Origin of the sequence: Nocardioides epinepheli (genome assembly GCF_037936805.1) — a bacterium.
Taxonomy (GTDB): Bacteria; Actinomycetota; Actinomycetes; order Propionibacteriales; family Nocardioidaceae; genus Nocardioides.
Genome location: NZ_JBBMMC010000022.1, coordinates 43,570 through 60,400 on the forward strand (window position 1 = coordinate 43,570; position 16,831 = coordinate 60,400).

Consider the following 16,831-nt stretch of genomic DNA (forward strand, 5'->3'; position numbering starts at 1 on the left):
GGGACATGCTCAGCCCGAGCGGTAGGTCCACATCCGGATCCCGCCGCCGACGTCGTCGCTGAGGATCAGCCCCGGGGCGAACAGCGCGCCGTAGGTGACCGACACCTCCCGCGATCGGGCCGTTCCCGTGCGGTCGACGGCGATCAGCCGTTGCCCGCCGTCGTCGATCGAACGCCAGATGTAATCGCCGTCGGCCCACTCGACGCCCTCACCGACCGCACGCTCACTGCGGCGCCACACCCCGTCCGGTCCGACCGTCGCCACCGTGCTGAGGCAGCACCGGCCCTCTTCCAGGCGCGGCCCGTCACTCACGCCGTACGACCCTTCGGCGCCCGTCGCCACCAGCGCGTGCCCGGTCGATCCGGTGATCTCCTCGCCGTCGTCGAGCCCGAAGAACCTGTCGCCGGAATGACCGATGCCGTCCTCCGCGCTGCCCGACAGGCGGATCAGCGGGCCGACCGGCAGCTCGGGGTTCGTCCACAACACCTTGCCGGTCCGTGCGTCCCGGCCCTGCAGCGCTCCCGCCGTCGCCTCGTCGTCGGGGTCGTCGATCGCCTGGGCCAGCACCAGTCCGTCGGTCGCGCGGGTGACCCATGCGCCCGACCTCTCCCACAGACGCTTGCCCGTGGCGGCGTCGTACCCCTGGATGAGTGCGTCCTCGCCGCGAGCATCGACCAGGTTCACCACCACCGTGTCACCAGCGACCTCGATCTCGTCGACGCCGAAGGGCAGGCGGGGAGCGAGCTCGGACGCGGGTGCCGCGGGCAGCAGGGGCACGCTCCACCGCACGGTGCCCGTACGCGCGTCCACCGCATGGAGAGCCTGGCCGTGCTCCTCGAGGCGAGGATCGATGCCGCACGCCTTCGAGTTGCGCTCGCAGCCGTCCAGAGAGGACTTGCCGACCAGTGCTCCCGACGCCGGCACCGCTGCCCACGGGCCGTCGATCCGGACCTCGCCGAGCGGGGAGGCGATGCTGTCGCCGGACCGGCGCTGCCACAGCACTCGCCCGGAGGCGAGATCCACCGCCCTGGTCAGGTCGTGCCGGTCGTTGTGACCGGCGAGCACAGCCACGCCGCCGATCCGCTCGACGCGATCCACGTCCTCGACGCCACGCCCGACGCCGGCGTCGAGGGGCACCTCTCGCAGCACCAGGTCGGGTGCTGCCGGCCCGTCGTACACGGGCCAGCCGGCCGCCTCGGCGGTCGGGCTGGGCGCGGGGTCGCGATCCTCGGTGTCGGCCGAGGTGCAACCGACGCTCAGGCTCAGCAGCGCGGCACCCGTGGCGATCCGGGCCGCCGAAGGCAGTCGCATGGCGGCCTCTTTCCCTGCCTCGTCTGCACCAAACGACGCGCGATGCCAGAGTCACGTCGTCGGCCCCGCGGAGCTCAGTGCATCGGAGCCTGACGCGCCCGGTGACGGCGTACTGCGGCGCGATTGGCGCAGCGGACGCTGCAGTATCGCTGCCGCCCGTTGCGGGTCACATCGGCCACCACGTTCTGGCAGGGATCGCCCGGGTCGTTGCCTGCGTCGCATCGACCGAGGCGATGCATGCCCCGGTTGGTCAGGTGCAGAGCGGTGCCGACGCTGATCACGGACCGCAGGATGTAGGGCAGGCTCAGGTCGGCGTTGCGGTAGTGCAGATGCCAGCCCTCGTCGTCGTGATCGGTGAGCTGGGGATAGGCGGCGACGTCTGCCAAGAACTCGTTGAGGAGCATGGCGCGCTGCTCGGCGGCGTCCTCGTCGACGATCGTGAGCCATCGGTCGATCACGACCCGGACGTCGGCGTGATCGCTCTCCCTCGGCTCCTCGAAAGGCGCCTGCATGTCGAAGGCCCGCGCCCGCTCGACGATCCCGGCGCGGTCGGCCGGCCATTGGTTCGCGAGCGAGGCGGCGAGAAGCACGGCGTACTCCCCGTAAGGGTTGAGATGCACAAGGGCATTACATCAGGCTGGTGTGACACGTCGAGGGAAGGAACAGAAGATGACATTGCAGAGCCTGGGGCTCTCGTGGGGCGCGGCCGGCGGGATGGCGCTGGCTGCCCTGGTGATGGTCCTCACCCCGGGCCCGAACATGGTCTATCTCGTCTCGCGCAGCGTGGCTCAGGGCCGCCGGGCGGGCTTGGTCTCACTGACCGGGACCTGCCTCGGCTTCCTGGTCTACATGACGATGGCGAACCTGGGGCTCGCGGTCGTGTTCGTCGTGGTGCCCTCGCTCTGCATCGGCCTCAAGACGGTGGGGGTGCTCTTCCTTGCGTGGCTCGCCTGGCAGGCGCTCCGGCCCGGCGGGACGGGACTGTTCGAAGCACGATCCTTGGAGGCCGACTCCGGTTGGCGCCTGTTCCGCGTGGGGCTGATCACCAACCTGCTCAACCCGAAGACGGCGGTCATGTATCTCGCCCTGATCCCGCAGTTCATCGACCCCGCCCGCGGCAGCACCACCGCACAGGGGTTCAGCCTGGGGTTGATCCAGATCATCATCAGCATGACCGTCAGTGCCTCGATCGTGGTCGCCGCCGGCTCGATCGCCGGCTTCGTGTCCGCGCGTCCGGCATGGACCAGGTGGCAGCGCCGTCTGACCGGAACCCTGCTCGGTACGGTCGCCGTCCTGCTGGCCCGAGACGTGCCCCAAGCCGCCCGGACCTGACCCTCGCCCGCGACACCGAGCGGCGCTACGGGACGGCGGGTTGGGGATGGAAAGACGTGGGCGCGTCGGGGTCGTGGGGCACGACGACGACCTGGACGTCGTCCTCGTAGACGACTCGGCCCGGATCCTCCGACTCCACCCTTACGCAGCGCACGTCGTGCGCCTCCAGGATCTCGAGATAGCGCGGGACGCGATCCAGCAGATGAGTGGCGCTGGGTTTGAACCACGCTGTCGCCCGGGGGTGCAGTTCCTCGTCGTAGACCGATGGGTCGACGTCACTCGGATCCGGGTACGCGGCGTTGAACCAGTCGTTGCCGGCACGCCAGTCCCGATGCTCGTCACTGCTGAGCTCGCCTGCCCGGCCGAGCATGTTCGTCAGCCCGAACACGCCGGTGTGGACGCCTCGCCTCCCCGGCTCCGGGGACTGGAACCGGATGTACACGGCGGCAATCCCACCACAGTCCAGGTCGGAGGGTTCGCCGGCGGGCCTCAGCGGTCGGGTGTGTACCCGATGGGGGCAGGCTCGCGCGACGAGGCGCGAAGCCTGTCGAAGGCCTTGCTCACCCCGAGGCCGGGGAGGCTCTCAGCGATGGCATGCGCGCACGCATCAGGGGGAGTATCGGTCGTGTCGACGCTGATGTCTCGGTCCTCATGCGCGCACACGACCTGGGACGCGGCCAGCCCGAGAGGCCGATCGCCTCGCGCGCGCTCTCGACGGTCGAGCTCGGCAGCGTCGCAGTGGACCTCGACGAGCGTCACGTCGTAACCGTCCAGGACGTCGAGCAGGTCCCGCAGCCGCCACGGCTCACTGAGCGGGTAGTCCATGATCACGTGGTTGCCGACCGACACCAGGCCGGCGACCGCGCGGTGATAGCCCATGCACGTACGGCGCAGCGTCGCTTCGATCTCCGACTCGCTCTGTGCGGCCGTCTGCTCGATCGAGCGCATCGACCCGAGAGCGTCGACGGGGAACAGGAACCACGGATCCGGGAGCACCTGCTGCAGCGCGCGACCGACGGTGCTCTTGCCGGAGCTGGACACGCCATTGAGGAGGATCACTCTGCCGCGACTCACCACTCCCACCAGGTCAACCTAGCCAGCGGCCGCACGCTCGGACCCGGGTGCGGAACACCCGCGATGCGTGGAGGGGCGTCCGCGTTTCAGCGGTCCTACCGGATCGTGAAGAGATCGAGCTCGGTGCCCCACGCGTCGATGAGGTCGCCACCGATGGTGATGTCGTGCGTGGTGGCGTGCGTGGCGTCCCACGCGCGCACCTCGCGGTCGACGACGGCGAACGTGCGACGCAGCGCAGCCGGATCCCCGGCCAGGATCCGCTCGAGCTCGGGCAGTAAGGCCTCCGCGGACCACTCGGGCACGGCGAGCGGGTGCTCGCGCAGCTCCCAGGCGAGGTACTTGTTGTACGGGCGCACCCGGCCCGCCAGCGTGAAGACGACGTCGAGCAGCCACGGCACCGACTCGACGGCGTCCAACCGTGACTCGAACGCCCGGCCGTCGCGGTCGCTCTTGAGCGATCGGTAGGCGTAGTTCACCGAGCCGTCGAGCCGATCGTGGTCGATCAGGATCGCGCGTTGCTCGGCTGAGTCGACAAGTGCCAGTCGGCGCACCGCGGCGGTGATCCGACCCCCGGCGTCGTCGCGGAGCACCTCGGCGTACGCGTAGGCCCAGCGCCCCCACCATCCGGGCGTGCCGTACGGCGACACGTCCTCCAGGTCCACGATCGCGTCCGGGATCTCGTCGATCGCGGCGCTCTTACGCGGGCGCTCCTCGCCCTGCGCGGCGCGCACCACGAACACGTCGACGTCGGACCGCTCCGTCGCCATCCCTCGCGCCGCGGAGCCACTGAGCACCAGCCCCAGGATCGACGGGTCGTCGCGACGCACCAGCTCGTCGAGAGCGTCCCGGGCTTCGGGCGACAGCATCGACCGATCCTAGTGCGCACGCTCCGCTGTTCTAGCGACTCTGCTTTGGCGAAGGGGCGTCGCTCTCGCCGCCGCTCCCCACGCCGTTCCTGGTCGCTCACCTCGTCGTCGACGTCCTCGCTCGCGAGACCGGCGGCCGTCCCGTCCCAGTAGCCGAGAGACCCGATGTGGGCGCCGTCCAGGCCGCAGTGGATCTTGGCGAGACCCGGCTCGACGGGGGGTCCATGCCAGCCCTCACCGCGGCATGGTCAGGTGGACCCCGGTCAGTGGTGCCAAGTCAGTCTCGCCGGAATCTGAACCACGGACCCGCAGCGCCTACTGCCGCCATGCTCAGCGCGAACCCCGCACCCAGAATGAGGAACACGCGGCCCGGACTCGGAACGAAGATGGCCGCCACCACTCCCGCTACTCCGAGAATCGCGAACGCCCACACGCCGAACTGTGCACGCCGAACCTGGCTTCTGGTTGGCTCCGCGTTCACGCGGCCACGCTATCTGCGACCGACTCTTGGCGTGTGTGGTTGAGTTGATCCGCGCCGCGATTCGTCCCGCCAGACGCAGCCGCCGCCGGAAAGAACACAAGCAGCTGTCGAGATGCAGCCAAGATTGACGAGACCCGCGCGGTGAACTCTGACGACTCCGGCCGACAAGCGCGGGTCCGTCAAAGCGGACATGCCCACTCCTAGTCGTGGCTACGGGTGCGTGCCCAGTCGATCGTCCCTGTCTTCTCCAGCGTCTCGTTCGCTTCGGAGAATGGGCGGCTGTCGAGGAATCCGAGGCGGGCCGAGAATGGCGACGGGTGCGACGACTTGATCACCGTGTGGCGGTCAGCGTCGACCAGATTTTCCTTCTGCTTGGCGTCGTTACCCCACAGCATGAAGACGACGCGGTCGGGCTTGTCGCTGACGGCCTTGATCACCGCATCGGTGAACGTCGCCCACCCCTGGCCCTCCCAGCGCCATCGTCGATGGCGAGCACGATCGCTCTTGGAACCGGCACGCACGGTAAGAGCGGTGTTCAGGAGGAGTACGCCCTGTTCCGCCCACCCTTCGAGACTCCCGTGACCGGGCGCCGCCACCGGCCTGCCCGAAGTCCGCGAAAGGTCGGCCGCGAGCACCTTGTGGATGTTCCTTAGCGACGGTGGCTTCTTTGTGGCATCAGCGGACACCGAGAATGCCAAGCCGTGCGCCTCGCCAGGGTTGGGGTACGGATCCTGACCGAGGATCACGACCTTGACCTTGTCGTATGGCGTGAGCTCGAAGGCCTGGAAGGTCTGCGACGGCGGCGGGTACACGGAGTGCTGCTCGCGCTCTCCGGCGAGGAACTCAAGCAGCTCCTTCCAGTATCGCTTGGCGAGTTCGTGGGCGAGGACCTCGTCCCACCCACCGCCCAGGAGCGCCCCACCTCGATGATGACGGGAGAGTTCGGTCTCCTCACTCGTCATGCTCGTTGCCCGTCGTCAGGTACTCAGTGATTTCCTGCGACGAAAGGTTCTCGCCCGGCGGCGGAAGGAGACCCTGCTCGCGGAGGTTGGCGTACGCCGCTCGGTTTGCCTCGACGAACCTCCGCTCGTACTCCGCGTCCTCGGCAGGGTCCGACGAAACCCGACGTATCGAGCCCGGAGTATTGATCGGCTCATTTGTGCCGTCGGGAAAGTAGTGCTTGGCGTGCATGCCGGGGTGCCGATGCTCGGAGAGGAAGTCGAGGTATACCTGGCCACGCTGGTCCTCGCCCCAGACCCACCCGATGTGCATGCCGCGATGGAAGCTGTGGCCACGATCCCGACCGGCGACGTTGGCTACGTCTACCTTCCGGTAGTCCTCGGGAACCTTCCGAAGAGCGTTCTCTGCGCAGCGCAGTCGATCACCGTTCATGACGGGAGCGTAGGCGAGGGGGCCGACGCAACGTGCACGCCGAACCGACCGAACACCCGCCCGCCTCACGACGTCGCGACGGCAGGCAGAATCCGACCGACCAGGCCCTGGCTGGTGCACGAAGGCGTTGCCGTCGGACACACTGATCGCATGGTGTCGATCTCAGTGGACCGCGCGGCTACTCGCCGCAGGGTCGCGCGACTCCGACGCTACGTAACGCAGCACCTTCTCGCTGACGGCGACTTCCTCTGCACCGACGTCGATAACTGGCGCTGCTCGATCGCGCCCGGGCATCAGTTCCGGGAAGGGATCATGAGCCACGTCGGGCGGCGCTTCGACTGACATGACTTGAATAGACTGATTTGTCGTAGGCAAAGTCAATGATCACCGCATCTCGACACAGCAGCAACAGCACCCGATCAGTGCGCCATGTCGACAAAGCGCGAGTAGTGGCCCTGGAACGCGACGGTGATGTCACGGGTGGCGCCGTTGCGGTGCTTGGCGACGATGAGGTCGGCCTCGCCGGGCCGGGTGGACTCCTTCTCGTAGACGTCGTCGCGGTGCAGGAGGATGACCATGTCGGCGTCCTGCTCGATCGAGCCGGACTCGCGCAGGTCGCTCATCATGGGGCGCTTGTCGCCGCGCTGCTCGGGGCCACGGTTGAGCTGGGAGAGGGCGATGATCGGGACCTCGAGCTCCTTGGCCAGCAGCTTGATCTGGCGGGAGAACTCCGAGACCTCGAGCTGGCGGGACTCGACCTTCTTGCCCGAGCTCATCAGCTGGAGGTAGTCGATGACGATCAGGCGCAGGTCGTGGCGCTGCTTGAGGCGGCGGGCCTTGGAGCGGATCTCCATCATCGTCATGTTCGGGCTGTCGTCGATGAACATCGGCGCACCGGAGACCTTCGCCATGTGGCGGGCCAGCTTGTCCCAGTCGCCGTCTTGCATGTTGCCATTGCGGATGTGGTTCAGCGGCACCTTCGCCTCGGCCGAGAGCAGCCGCATGGTGATCTCCGAGCGCGTCATCTCCAGGCTGAAGAAGACGCTGGCCAGGTTGTTGTTCACCGACGCCGAACGACACAGGTCGAGGGCCAGAGTCGATTTCCCCATAGCGGGCCTCGCCGCGACGATGATCATCTGGCCGGCGTGCAGACCGTTCGTGAGGTCGTCGAGGTCGGCGAAGCCGGTGGGGACGCCGTACAGGCCGGCCTCGCGGTTGGAGATGGCCTCGATCTCGTCGAGGACGCCCTCCATGATGTCGCTGAGCGGGGCGTAGTCCTCGGTGCTGCGCTTCTCCGCGATCTGGAAGATCTCGGCCTGGGCGCGGTCGACGATGTCGTCGACCTGGCCCTCGCCGGCGTAGCCGAACTGGGCGATGCGGGTGCCGGCGTCGACCAGACGCCGCAGCACCGCCTTCTCGTGCACGATCTGGGCGTAGAACTCCGCGTTCGCCGCGATCGGGACGTTGGCGGCCAGGGTGTGCAGGTACGGCGCCCCGCCGATCTTGGCGAGCTCGCCGAGGCGCTGGAGCTCGGCGGCGACGGTGATCATGTCGACCGGCTCGCCGCGACCGAACAGGTCGATGATCGCGTCGTGGATGATCTCGTGCGAGGGGCGGTAGTAGTCGGTGCCGCGCAGCACCTCGGAGACCTCGGCGATGGCGTCCTTGGAGATGAGCATCGAGCCGAGCACCGACTGCTCGGCCGCCATGTCCTGCGGCGGGGTGCGCCCGCCCGGCGAGCTCGGCGCGTGCCCCGGCTCGTAGGCCGCCGGCCCGTCGCCCCAGTCGTCGTACGGCGGCTCGGGGATCCCCCGGCTGTCGGACTCGGTGAGACTCACAGAACTCTCTCTACTGGCGCTTCGGGACTGAGCAGGCCGCACGTTCGCGGTAGGTGACGGGTGGGGCAGGTGGTGATGAGGGGAAGGCTAGGGGCAGCCACCGACACCCGTTTCCGACCGCGGGCGCGACGATGCGCCCGAGGCGAGGCGGGAGGGTGGATCCGAGTCCGAGTCGCTGAACCTACGGGCCGAGAGCCTCTCGCGACAGCGCCCTATCCACAGGGGGGTGGGGATAACTGGGGAGGAGTCGTGGACGACGCCCCGCGGACTGTGCACAGCGTGGGGAGGCGCCTGTGGACGAGGGGCCGGTTCGTCCGACCTATAGGCCTCTGACCTGCGGAAACGCGGTTGGCCTGGTGTGGACCGAAATTTCGGCCAAGTTTTTTCGTTCACCCCCTGTCCACCCCCGTGTCGCCGGATGGTGGCGCCAGGCGATACCCGACCCCAACCCTCATCCACAGGATGACCCTGGTTATCCACCGCCCCCGAACCCGAGGGTTCTCGCATCCGGGCTGCCACTAGTGTGGTAGCCGATGCGCGACCCTGATGCGGGCCGCACCGCCGCGCGGGGCTACGACCGGGAGATCCTGCGGCTCGCGGTGCCCGCCTTCCTCGCCCTGGTCGCCGAGCCGCTGTTCCTGCTCACCGACGCCGCCGTCGTCGGACACCTCGGCACCCCCGAGCTCGCCGGGCTCGGGATCGCCGCCGCGATCCTCCAGACCGCCGTCGGGCTATGCGTCTTCCTCGCCTACGGCACCACCGCCGCCGTCGCCCGCCGGCTCGGGGCCGGCGACCTGCGCGGCGCCCTCTCCCTCGGCGTGGACGGCGTGTGGCTGGCCACCGCGATCGGCGCGGTGCTCACGGTGGCCGGCGTCGCGCTCACCGACCCGCTCGTCGCCGCGTTCGGAGTCGACGGCGAGGTCGCCGACCACGCGACCGCCTACCTGCGGATCGCCTTCCTCGGGACCGCGCCGCTGCTGGTGATGCTGGCCGCGACCGGGGTCCTGCGCGGGCTGCAGGACACCCGGACGCCGCTGGTGGTCGCGATCGGCGGCAACGCGCTCAACATCGTCCTCAACGTCGCACTCGTCTACGGCCTCGACCTCGGCATCGCCGGCTCGGCCCTCGGCTCGGTGATCGCCCAGGTGCTCAGCGCCCTCGCCCTGGTGGTCGTGGTGGTCCGGGGCGCCCGCCGCCACGGCGCACCGCTGCGCCCCGACCTGCCCGGCGTCCGCGCCGCCGCCCGGGCCGGCGTGCCGCTCATCGTGCGCACCCTCACCCTGCGCGCCGCGCTCCTGGTCACCACCGTCGCGGTCACCACCGGCGCCGCGGGCGCGGGACAGTCGAAGGCGGTCGCCACCCACCAGCTCGCGATGACGCTGTGGAACTTCCTGGCCTTCGTGCTCGACGCCATCGCCATCGCCGCCCAGGCCATTACCGGGCGGGCACTGGGGGCCGGAGACGTCGAGACCACCCGCGCCCTCACCCGGCGGATGGTCGCCTGGGGCCTGTGGTCCGGCGTCGTCACCGGGATCGCGCTCGCCGCACTCAGCCCGCTGCTCGGCCCGCTGTTCACCGACGACCCCGCCGTGCCCGACCTGCTGGTCCCGGTGCTGATCATCGCCGCCCTCGGTCAGCCGATCGCCGGCGTCGTGTTCGTGCTCGACGGCGTCCTCATCGGCGCCGGGGACGGCGGCTACCTGGCCAAGGCCGGGCTCGTCGTCGCGCTCGTCTACGCCCCGATCACCCTGGTCGCCGCGGTGTGGTGGGGCGCCGGACTGCTGGCGGTGTGGGTGCTGTTCTCCGGACTGTTCATGGGCGGGCGCCTTCTCACCCTGTGGGTCCGAGCTCGCGGCGAGGCCTGGATGGTCACCGGAGCCACCCCGGCGCCCTAGGGAACCCCGGCGCCCTAGGGAACCCAGAAACGCCGCGGGCCGCCCCGTCCTGGTGGACGGAGCGGCCCGGGAGCCTGCCGGTGGGACCGGTCAGGCGGGGATGACGTTGAGCGCCACCGTGGCCGAGACCTCGTCGGCCAGCTTGACGCCGACGGTGTGGGCACCGAGGGTCTTGATCGGGTTGGTGACCACGATCGTGCGCTTGTCGATGCTCTCGCCGGTGCTGTCGGCGATGGCGTCGGCCAGGTCGGCGACCGTGACGGTGCCGAACAGGCGGCCGGTCTCGCCGGCACGGACCTTGACGTCGACCGCGTCGGCCTCGAGCTTGGTCTTCAGCTCCTCGGCGTGGGCGGCGTCGCGGACCGCGCGGGTGGCGCGGGCGGCCTTGATGGAGTCGACCTGCTTCTGCCCGCCACGGGTCCAGCGGACCGCGACGTTGCGCGGGATGAGGTAGTTGCGGCCGTAGCCGTCCTTGACCTCGACGACGTCACCGGGCGAACCGAGGCCGTCGACCTCCTGGGTGAGGATGAGCTTCATGAGTGTTCCGTCTCCTGTTCGCTTCGGTCAGCGACCGGTCGAGGTGTAGGGCAGGAGAGCCAGCTCGCGGGCGTTCTTGACCGCGATGGCCACGTCGCGCTGGTGCTGGACGCAGTTGCCGGTCACGCGACGCGCGCGGATCTTGCCGCGGTCGGAGATGAACTTGCGGAGCAGCGCGGTGTCCTTGTAGTCGACGCCGGTCGCCTTCTCCTTGCAAAACTGGCAGACCTTCTTCTTCGGCTTGCGCAGAACTGCCTTGGCCATTGTGGTGCTTCCTTTCTAGAAGCCCGGTCCGGAGTGGCTACCGGATCGGAATGGTTGAGGTAGATGAATGGGTATGTAGTTGGACAGGGTGTTGCTGGATCAGAACGGGGGCTCGTCGGAGCCCACGCCGGGGGCACCCCACGGGTCGTTGGCCGGCGCACCGCCGCCGCCCTGGGGTCGGCCGCCACCCTGACCGCCGCCCTGGCCGCCCTGCTGGGGGCCCGAGCTGGCCCACGGGTCGTCGGCCTGGCCGCCGCCACCGGAGTAGCCGCCACCGCCGCCGGAATACCCGCCGCCACCGCCACCGGAGCGACCGGCCCGGGCGACCTTGGCGGTCGCCCAGCGCAGCGAGGGGCCGATCTCGTCGACGTCGATCTCGAAGGAGGTGCGCTTGTTGCCCTCGCGGTCCTCCCACGAACGCGCCCGCATCCGGCCGTTGACGATGACCCGCGCGCCCTTCTGGAGCGACTCGGCGACGTTCTCGGCCGCCTGGCGCCAGATGGAGCAGCGCAGGAACATGGCCTCGCCGTCCTCCCACTCGTTGGTCTGCTTGTTCAGCGTCCGCGGAGTGGAGGCGACGGTGAAGTTGGCCACCGCCGCGCCGGACGGGGTGAACCGCAGCTCCGGGTCGTCGGTGAGGTTGCCGATCACGGTGATGACGGGCTCGCCTGCCATGGTGTCTCCCTTGCTGAGCTGGATGAGGTTGCGGCTCGGGTGGTTCGGGTGCTGCCGATGGTGCACATCGTTGCGCGCACCACCGACGGTGGGAAGCGGTCATCCACAGGGACGGGACGACCACCGGTGGCCACCGACGTCTCAGTGAGCGTCGGGACGCATCACCTTGGTGCGCAGGATCGACTCGTTCAGACCGAGCTGACGGTCGAACTCCTTGACCGTGGCGGGCTCGGCCTGGAGGTTGATGACGGCGTAGATGCCCTCGGCGTTCTTCTGGATCTCATAGGCCAGCCGACGACGGCCCCACACCTCGACCTTGTCGACGGTGCCGCCGTCCTTGCGGATGACGTTGAGGTACTTGTCGAGCGACGGCTCGACGGTCCGCTCCTCGAGACTCGGGTCGAGGATGACCATCACTTCATAGGCACGCACAGCGGTCTCCACCTCCTGTGGACTTCGCGGCCACGGTCTCTCCGTGGCAGGAGGGCTGTACATCTCGTCGCAGCGCCCGTCGGTGGGCGTGGACGAAGACAGGGCAGGCTATCAGCGGGCGGGGCCGCCGTCGCAATCGTTGCTCGACCGGTCAAGAGCGACACAGCTCGCGGGCAGGTGGCCGGGCAGGTGGCCGGCGGCCTGTGGAGGAGCGCGGACGTCGAGGCGCGGATCGTGGCACCGTCGCAGCCATGCCCCAGCCCGCCACCGCCGACCCGCCGCTCGCGGGCCGGTACCAGCTGCTCGACCTGGCCGGCGTGGGCGGGATGGGCGCGGTGTGGCGCGCGTGGGACCTGCGCGAGCACCGGTTCGTGGCGGTCAAGCTGCTCCACCGCCGAGGGGCCGGCCAGCTCGCGCGAGCCGACCACCTGCAGCGCTTCGTGCGCGAGCAGAGCCTGCGGATCGCCCATCCCCACGTCGCCGCACCCACCGGCTGGGTGGCCGACGACGACCTGGTGGCCCTCGCGATGCCGCTGGCCCGCGGCGGCACGCTCGCCGACCTGCTCGCCGAGCACGGTCCCCTGCCGCTCGGCTTCGTCGTCGTGCTGCTCGGCCAGCTGCTGGACGGCCTGGCCGCCGTCCACGCCGCCGGCGTCGTGCATCGCGACCTGAAGCCGGCCAACCTGCTGCTCGAGCCCACCGGGTACAGCCGGCCCCATCTGCGGATCGGCGACTTCGGGGTCGCCGCGGTGCTCGGCGACCCACCCGTCGGCACGACGCCCGACGCAGGAGCCGACGCAGGCGGCGGGGTGGGCACGCCGGGCTTCGCCGCACCCGAGCAGCTGGCCGGAGCCGCCCCCGACCCGCGCCAGGACCTCTACTCCGTCGGAGTGCTCACCCGGCTGCTCGCCGGCGGCGCCGACCGGCTCGGGCCGCTCGCCCCCTGGGTGGAGGCGCTCACCGAGCAGGACCCGGCGCGTCGTCCCGGCTCGGCGGTGGCTGCCTCGGCCGCGCTGTCGGCGACGTCGCCGGGTCGCGTGCGGCGATCGGAGCGTCCCTACGTGCCCGATCGGGCGGGGCAGGCCGCCGTCCCGCTGCCCGCGGCGCGCCGCGGGGTCGATCCGCGCCCGCGCCCCAGGGAGACCGGAGCGGGGCCGCGCCTGCTGCTGGTGTGCTTCGTGGTCGCGGCCGTGCTCGGCGTCCTTGCCGCACGGCTGCTGCTGGGGGCCGGCTGAGCGGCCCGGCTACGGTCAGCCCGCGCTGAGGAGGACCGGGTTCTCGGCAGCCGGCTCGCCGCCCGAGCCGACGAACAGGACGGCGTTCAGGCCCGGAAGCTCATACGGCACGGTGAACCCGACCTGGATGCAGACCGGCGCGGGGCCGCGGTCCCAGGTGGTGCTGAGACTGTCGAGGCGCAGGCCGTCGGCGTCGTAGAACTCCACCGACACCGCGGCACCGTCGGGCAGACTCTCGGCCCCGAACTCGGCGACGATCGTGGAGCCGGTGGTGACGCCGCTGAGCCGCTGCGGGGCCTCCGGGCTGCTGGTGCCCTTGCAATTGCCCTGCTCGCCCTCGCGGACCCAGCCGGCCGCGACGACGTTGCCGTCGGCGGGGAGCGTGGGGTCGGGCAGCTCGTCGACGTAGGGCGAGACGTAGTCGGGGTCGCCACCGGACTTGGCGATGTCGAGCACCGCCTTGGCGAGGTTGACCGGCACGATGAGCGCCGAGCCGCCCGTGATCGCGCCGGCGTCCATCGAGTCGGCGGTGACCACGCGCGTGTTCAGCCCGATGATCTCGCCCTCCTCGTTGATCGAGGGCCCGCCGGAGTTGCCGGAGCCGAGCCGGACGTCGCTGTCGATCGCGCCCCGGCTGGTCCCGACGACCGGGTCGGCCTGGAAGGTCGAGACGACACCCTCGGTGACGGTCAGCGGGCGGTCGCCGTGAGCGATCACGTTGCCGATCGCCGGGTAGCCCAGGGCGATGATCCGGTCGCCGGTGCGGACGTCGTCGCTGTTGCCCAGCGGCAGCGGCTCGGGCAGGTCGAGGTCGGCCTTGTCGACCGGGTTGCCCTCGGCGTCGGCCTCGATCTGGAGGACGGCGACGTCGAGGTAGCCGTCGGAGACGATCGGCTTGGCGCGGTAGGCGGCCGCTGCGGGCAGGTCGTCCTGCTCGGAGGTGAGCGAGACCGTGAGGTAGGCCGGGTCTGGCGAGGGATTGCTCTGGCCCGGCGCGTCGGGGTCGCCCACGTGGGCGTTGGTGAGGATCTGGCCGTCCTCGCTGATGAGGCTTCCCGAGCCCGACCACAACGGCTGGTCGTTCTCGTCGTAGGCGGTCAACAGGACCGCGGCGGCCTTCGCACGGTTCAACGCGGCGTCGCGGCTCTCGCCGGGGTCGGTCGGTCCGGCGACGGTCGGATCGCCGTCGACGTCGCTGTCGCCATTGCCGTCGAGCAGCGCGACGGCGGTGATCCCTCCGCCGATGAGCACCAGGGCCGCGGCGATGCCGCCGATGATGGCCAGGGTGCGGCGGCGCTTGCGGGCCTGGATCCGGCGGGAGGCCTGCCCGGCCGCGACCACGGGCACGACCTCGATCTCGTAGCCGGCGGTCGGGTGTCCCAGGCTGATCTCGGCCGGCTCCTCGATCTTGCGCTGGGTGAGCCGTTCGCCGTCGATGTAGGAGCCCGACGTCGAGCGGTCGACCCACCACCACCCGTCGGGTCGCGGCTCGAGGACGGCGTGCAGCCGCGAGACGGCCTGGTCGTCGGCGTGCACCTCCAGCGCCGGGTCGCGGCCGATCCGGACGGGGAGCCCGGCGGGGAAGCGCAGGTCGCCGCCGGTGCGCCGCCGGATCAGCAGACCGGGGCCGCTCGGGCCGAAGCCGGGGAATCCGCCGCCGGCGCCGGGCACGACCATGGTCTGCTCCAGGAACGGCGTGCCACCCGGCACGTGCGGACCGCCGAGCGGCGGGCGGTCGCCGTACTGGCTCGGCGGGGGCGCCTGGCCGGGCTGGGGTCCCGGCTGGGGTCCGGCGCCGAACTGCGGCGGAGGCGGCGAGCCCGGGGCGCCGTACTGTCCGACGGCCTGCGTCGGCGGAACCGCGGGACCCGGGGCCGCGGGCGGCGCCGGGGCAGCGGGCTTGGCTAGATCGGGGGTGACGGTGACGGTGGCCGTGAGCGCCTTCCCGTCGCGCCCGAATCCGATGACCGTGGTGCCGGAGAGGTCGGCACGCTCGACACGCCGGCCGTCGACCCACGTGCCCACCGAGCTGCCGAGGTCGACGACCTCCCAGCCCTCGGGCGTCGGGCGGATCTCCGCGTGCCGCCGCGAGATGGTGGGGTCCATCCCCACCAGGTCCGACGCCGTGTCGCGGCCGATCCGGAAGACCCGTCCGCCGGCGGCGCTGTCGCCGGTGAGGGTCTGTCCGTTCGACTGGATGCGGATGCTCGTCATGCGTACTCCGTGGGAACTCAGTGGGCGGTGCGACGGGATCGGTCCGCCGCACCATGCTAGATCGTGCCCGGCTACCGACGAGCCTGGTGACGCCTCCCACAATGCCCGCCCCGCTCGCGCGCCACACTCCTGGACCGGTGCTCACCCCAATCCCTTAACGCCGTCTCAGTGCTCTCTCAGACTCGACCGCGATGCCAGCCGTGGGCCGTCGGTGCGGCTCCCTAGAGTTGAACCATGACGATCGCCATCGGTGCCCACGTCGACCAGACCGACCCGATCGCCGAGGCCCGGGCACGCAACGCACCACTGGTGCAGTTCTTCCTGGGCGACCCGCAGGGCTACAAGGGGCCGGAGTGGGCCTATGCCGGCGGACCCGAGGGCCTGCGCTCCGACGCCGAGGCGGCCGGAGTCCACCTCTACGTGCACGCGCCCTACCTCATCAACGTCGCCACCACGAACAACCGGATCCGGATCCCGAGCCGCAAGCTGCTCCAGCAGCACGTCGACGCCGCCGCCGCGATCGGCGCCAAGGGCCTCATCGTGCACGGCGGTCACGTGAACAAGTCCGATGATCCCGAGAAGGGCTTCGACAACTGGCGCAAGGCCATCGAGGCCACCGACCTCAAGGTGCCGCTGCTCATCGAGAACACCGCCGGCGGCGACAACGCGATGACCCGCTACCTCGAGCGGATCGCCCGGGTGTGGGACGCGATCTCGGCCGCGGAGGGTTTCGAGCAGGTCGGCTTCTGCCTCGACACCTGCCACGCCCACGCCGGCGGCAACGACCTGGAGACGGTGGTCGACGACGTCCGCGCGATCACCGGGCGCATCGACCTGGTGCACTGCAACGACAGCCGCGACGAGTTCGACTCCGGTGCCGACCGGCACGCCAACTTCGGCGCCGGCAAGATCGACCCCGACCTCCTCGCCGCCGTCGTCCGCGACGCCGACGCCCCCGTCGTCTGCGAGACGCCGGGCGGTGCGGACGAGCACGTCGCCGACTTCGAGTGGCTCCGGTCGCGGCTCTAGACCGCGCGCCCCACGGAGGTTGAGCAAGCCGACCGGCGCCGGGCCGAAACCACGCCCGCCTCGGAGGTTGAGCAAGCGGGACGAGTGAGGAACGAACTCGTCCCGCGCCGACGAAACCTCTCAACCCTCCTCGGAAACGCTGGCAGCGACGGTTTCCGGGGTTTCGTCGGCGCTCGCTTGCGCTCGCTTGCTGTGAGGGTTGGTGGTGGCTGGCCTGGGGCTGGCTGGCAGGGTGGACCGGCTGGTTCTCCTCTGT

The 16,831-nt window shown here is 70.5% G+C and carries 17 protein-coding genes; 4 read left to right on the forward strand and 13 right to left on the reverse strand.

Going from position 1 to position 16,831, the window contains the following annotated elements; genetic code table 11:
* Positions 1-9: 9 nt before the first annotated feature.
* Positions 10-1,311 (reverse strand): outer membrane protein assembly factor BamB family protein, encoded by a 1,302-nt coding sequence (locus WMR31_RS21335; protein WP_340540940.1) that lies wholly within the window; start codon positions 1,309-1,311, stop codon positions 10-12.
* A 74-nt stretch (positions 1,312-1,385) separates the two neighbouring features.
* Positions 1,386-1,931: a CGNR zinc finger domain-containing protein gene (locus WMR31_RS21340; RefSeq protein ID WP_340540941.1), complete on the reverse strand. Its 546-nt coding sequence runs from the start codon at positions 1,929-1,931 to the stop codon at positions 1,386-1,388.
* Between the two features lie 49 nt (positions 1,932-1,980).
* Here WMR31_RS21340 and WMR31_RS21345 point away from each other — a divergent pair, with 49 nt between their 5' ends.
* Positions 1,981-2,643 (forward strand): LysE family translocator, encoded by a 663-nt coding sequence (locus WMR31_RS21345; protein WP_340540942.1) that lies wholly within the window; start codon positions 1,981-1,983, stop codon positions 2,641-2,643.
* Between the two features lie 25 nt (positions 2,644-2,668).
* On the opposite strand, the gene WMR31_RS21350 is transcribed toward WMR31_RS21345, so the two are convergent.
* The 6 genes from WMR31_RS21350 to dnaB all read right to left on the reverse strand — a co-directional run bounded on the left by WMR31_RS21350 (position 2,669) and on the right by dnaB (position 8,264).
* Positions 2,669-3,085, reverse strand: a complete 417-nt coding sequence (locus WMR31_RS21350; RefSeq protein WP_340540943.1) for a hypothetical protein — start codon at positions 3,083-3,085, stop codon at positions 2,669-2,671.
* Positions 3,086-3,132: 47 nt separating this feature from the next.
* Positions 3,133-3,726, reverse strand: a complete 594-nt coding sequence (locus tag WMR31_RS21355; RefSeq protein WP_340540945.1) for a chloramphenicol phosphotransferase CPT family protein — start codon at positions 3,724-3,726, stop codon at positions 3,133-3,135.
* Positions 3,727-3,812: 86 nt separating this feature from the next.
* Positions 3,813-4,583 (reverse strand): nucleotidyltransferase domain-containing protein, encoded by a 771-nt coding sequence (locus WMR31_RS21360; RefSeq protein WP_340540947.1) that lies wholly within the window; start codon positions 4,581-4,583, stop codon positions 3,813-3,815.
* Positions 4,584-5,264: 681 nt separating this feature from the next.
* Positions 5,265-6,026: a uracil-DNA glycosylase gene (locus tag WMR31_RS21365; protein ID WP_340540948.1), complete on the reverse strand. Its 762-nt coding sequence runs from the start codon at positions 6,024-6,026 to the stop codon at positions 5,265-5,267.
* The gene (locus WMR31_RS21370; protein ID WP_340540949.1) at positions 6,016-6,456 is read right to left on the reverse strand and encodes a hypothetical protein; all 441 of its coding nucleotides are present in this window, start codon (positions 6,454-6,456) and stop codon (positions 6,016-6,018) included. The genes WMR31_RS21365 and WMR31_RS21370 overlap by 11 nt, the downstream gene beginning before the upstream one ends.
* Before the next feature lie 419 nt (positions 6,457-6,875).
* A complete protein-coding gene (gene dnaB / locus WMR31_RS21375) occupies positions 6,876-8,264 on the reverse strand; it encodes a replicative DNA helicase (RefSeq protein ID WP_340540958.1) in 1,389 nt (462 codons plus the stop codon).
* 563 nt (positions 8,265-8,827) lie between these two features.
* Between dnaB and WMR31_RS21380 the strand changes: the two genes are divergently transcribed.
* Complete coding sequence (locus tag WMR31_RS21380; protein WP_340540950.1) at positions 8,828-10,189, forward strand: MATE family efflux transporter; 1,362 nt, start codon at positions 8,828-8,830, stop codon at positions 10,187-10,189.
* A gap of 90 nt (positions 10,190-10,279) precedes the next feature.
* Here WMR31_RS21380 and rplI read toward each other — a convergent pair whose 3' ends face one another.
* The 4 genes from rplI to rpsF all read right to left on the reverse strand — a co-directional run bounded on the left by rplI (position 10,280) and on the right by rpsF (position 12,097).
* Positions 10,280-10,726, reverse strand: coding sequence for a 50S ribosomal protein L9 (gene rplI / locus WMR31_RS21385; RefSeq protein WP_340540951.1), 447 nt, complete (start codon positions 10,724-10,726; stop codon positions 10,280-10,282).
* A gap of 27 nt (positions 10,727-10,753) precedes the next feature.
* Positions 10,754-10,990 (reverse strand): 30S ribosomal protein S18, encoded by a 237-nt coding sequence (gene rpsR, locus WMR31_RS21390; protein WP_340540952.1) that lies wholly within the window; start codon positions 10,988-10,990, stop codon positions 10,754-10,756.
* 99 nt (positions 10,991-11,089) lie between these two features.
* Complete coding sequence (locus tag WMR31_RS21395) at positions 11,090-11,665, reverse strand: single-stranded DNA-binding protein (protein ID WP_340540953.1); 576 nt, start codon at positions 11,663-11,665, stop codon at positions 11,090-11,092.
* A gap of 141 nt (positions 11,666-11,806) precedes the next feature.
* On the reverse strand, positions 11,807-12,097 hold the full coding sequence (rpsF, locus tag WMR31_RS21400; protein ID WP_340540954.1) for a 30S ribosomal protein S6: 291 nt from the start codon (positions 12,095-12,097) through the stop codon (positions 11,807-11,809).
* A gap of 251 nt (positions 12,098-12,348) precedes the next feature.
* Between rpsF and WMR31_RS21405 the strand changes: the two genes are divergently transcribed.
* Positions 12,349-13,332, forward strand: coding sequence for a serine/threonine-protein kinase (locus WMR31_RS21405; protein WP_340540955.1), 984 nt, complete (start codon positions 12,349-12,351; stop codon positions 13,330-13,332).
* Between the two features lie 15 nt (positions 13,333-13,347).
* Here the strand turns inward: WMR31_RS21405 and WMR31_RS21410 are convergent, their stop codons facing one another.
* On the reverse strand, positions 13,348-15,546 hold the full coding sequence (locus tag WMR31_RS21410) for an FHA domain-containing protein (protein ID WP_340540956.1): 2,199 nt from the start codon (positions 15,544-15,546) through the stop codon (positions 13,348-13,350).
* A gap of 234 nt (positions 15,547-15,780) precedes the next feature.
* Between WMR31_RS21410 and WMR31_RS21415 the strand changes: the two genes are divergently transcribed.
* The gene (locus WMR31_RS21415; protein WP_340540957.1) at positions 15,781-16,575 is read left to right on the forward strand and encodes a deoxyribonuclease IV; all 795 of its coding nucleotides are present in this window, start codon (positions 15,781-15,783) and stop codon (positions 16,573-16,575) included.
* Positions 16,576-16,831: the final 256 nt, after the last annotated feature.

Bases quoted from the DNA above. Each gene is read 5' to 3' on its own strand.
- WMR31_RS21335 (WP_340540940.1), bottom strand. From the start codon at position 1,311: ATGCGACTGCCTTCGGCGGCCCGGATCGCCACGGGTGCCGCGCTGCTG.
- WMR31_RS21345 (WP_340540942.1), top strand. From the start codon at position 1,981: ATGACATTGCAGAGCCTGGGGCTCTCGTGGGGCGCGGCCGGCGGGATG.
- WMR31_RS21360 (WP_340540947.1), bottom strand. From the start codon at position 4,583: ATGCTGTCGCCCGAAGCCCGGGACGCTCTCGACGAGCTGGTGCGTCGC.
- WMR31_RS21365 (WP_340540948.1), bottom strand. From the start codon at position 6,026: ATGACGAGTGAGGAGACCGAACTCTCCCGTCATCATCGAGGTGGGGCG.
- WMR31_RS21370 (WP_340540949.1), bottom strand. From the start codon at position 6,456: ATGAACGGTGATCGACTGCGCTGCGCAGAGAACGCTCTTCGGAAGGTT.
- WMR31_RS21380 (WP_340540950.1), top strand. From the start codon at position 8,828: ATGCGCGACCCTGATGCGGGCCGCACCGCCGCGCGGGGCTACGACCGG.
- rplI (WP_340540951.1), bottom strand. From the start codon at position 10,726: ATGAAGCTCATCCTCACCCAGGAGGTCGACGGCCTCGGTTCGCCCGGT.
- rpsR (WP_340540952.1), bottom strand. From the start codon at position 10,990: ATGGCCAAGGCAGTTCTGCGCAAGCCGAAGAAGAAGGTCTGCCAGTTT.
- WMR31_RS21395 (WP_340540953.1), bottom strand. From the start codon at position 11,665: ATGGCAGGCGAGCCCGTCATCACCGTGATCGGCAACCTCACCGACGAC.
- WMR31_RS21405 (WP_340540955.1), top strand. From the start codon at position 12,349: ATGCCCCAGCCCGCCACCGCCGACCCGCCGCTCGCGGGCCGGTACCAG.
- WMR31_RS21410 (WP_340540956.1), bottom strand. From the start codon at position 15,546: ATGACGAGCATCCGCATCCAGTCGAACGGACAGACCCTCACCGGCGAC.
- WMR31_RS21415 (WP_340540957.1), top strand. From the start codon at position 15,781: ATGACGATCGCCATCGGTGCCCACGTCGACCAGACCGACCCGATCGCC.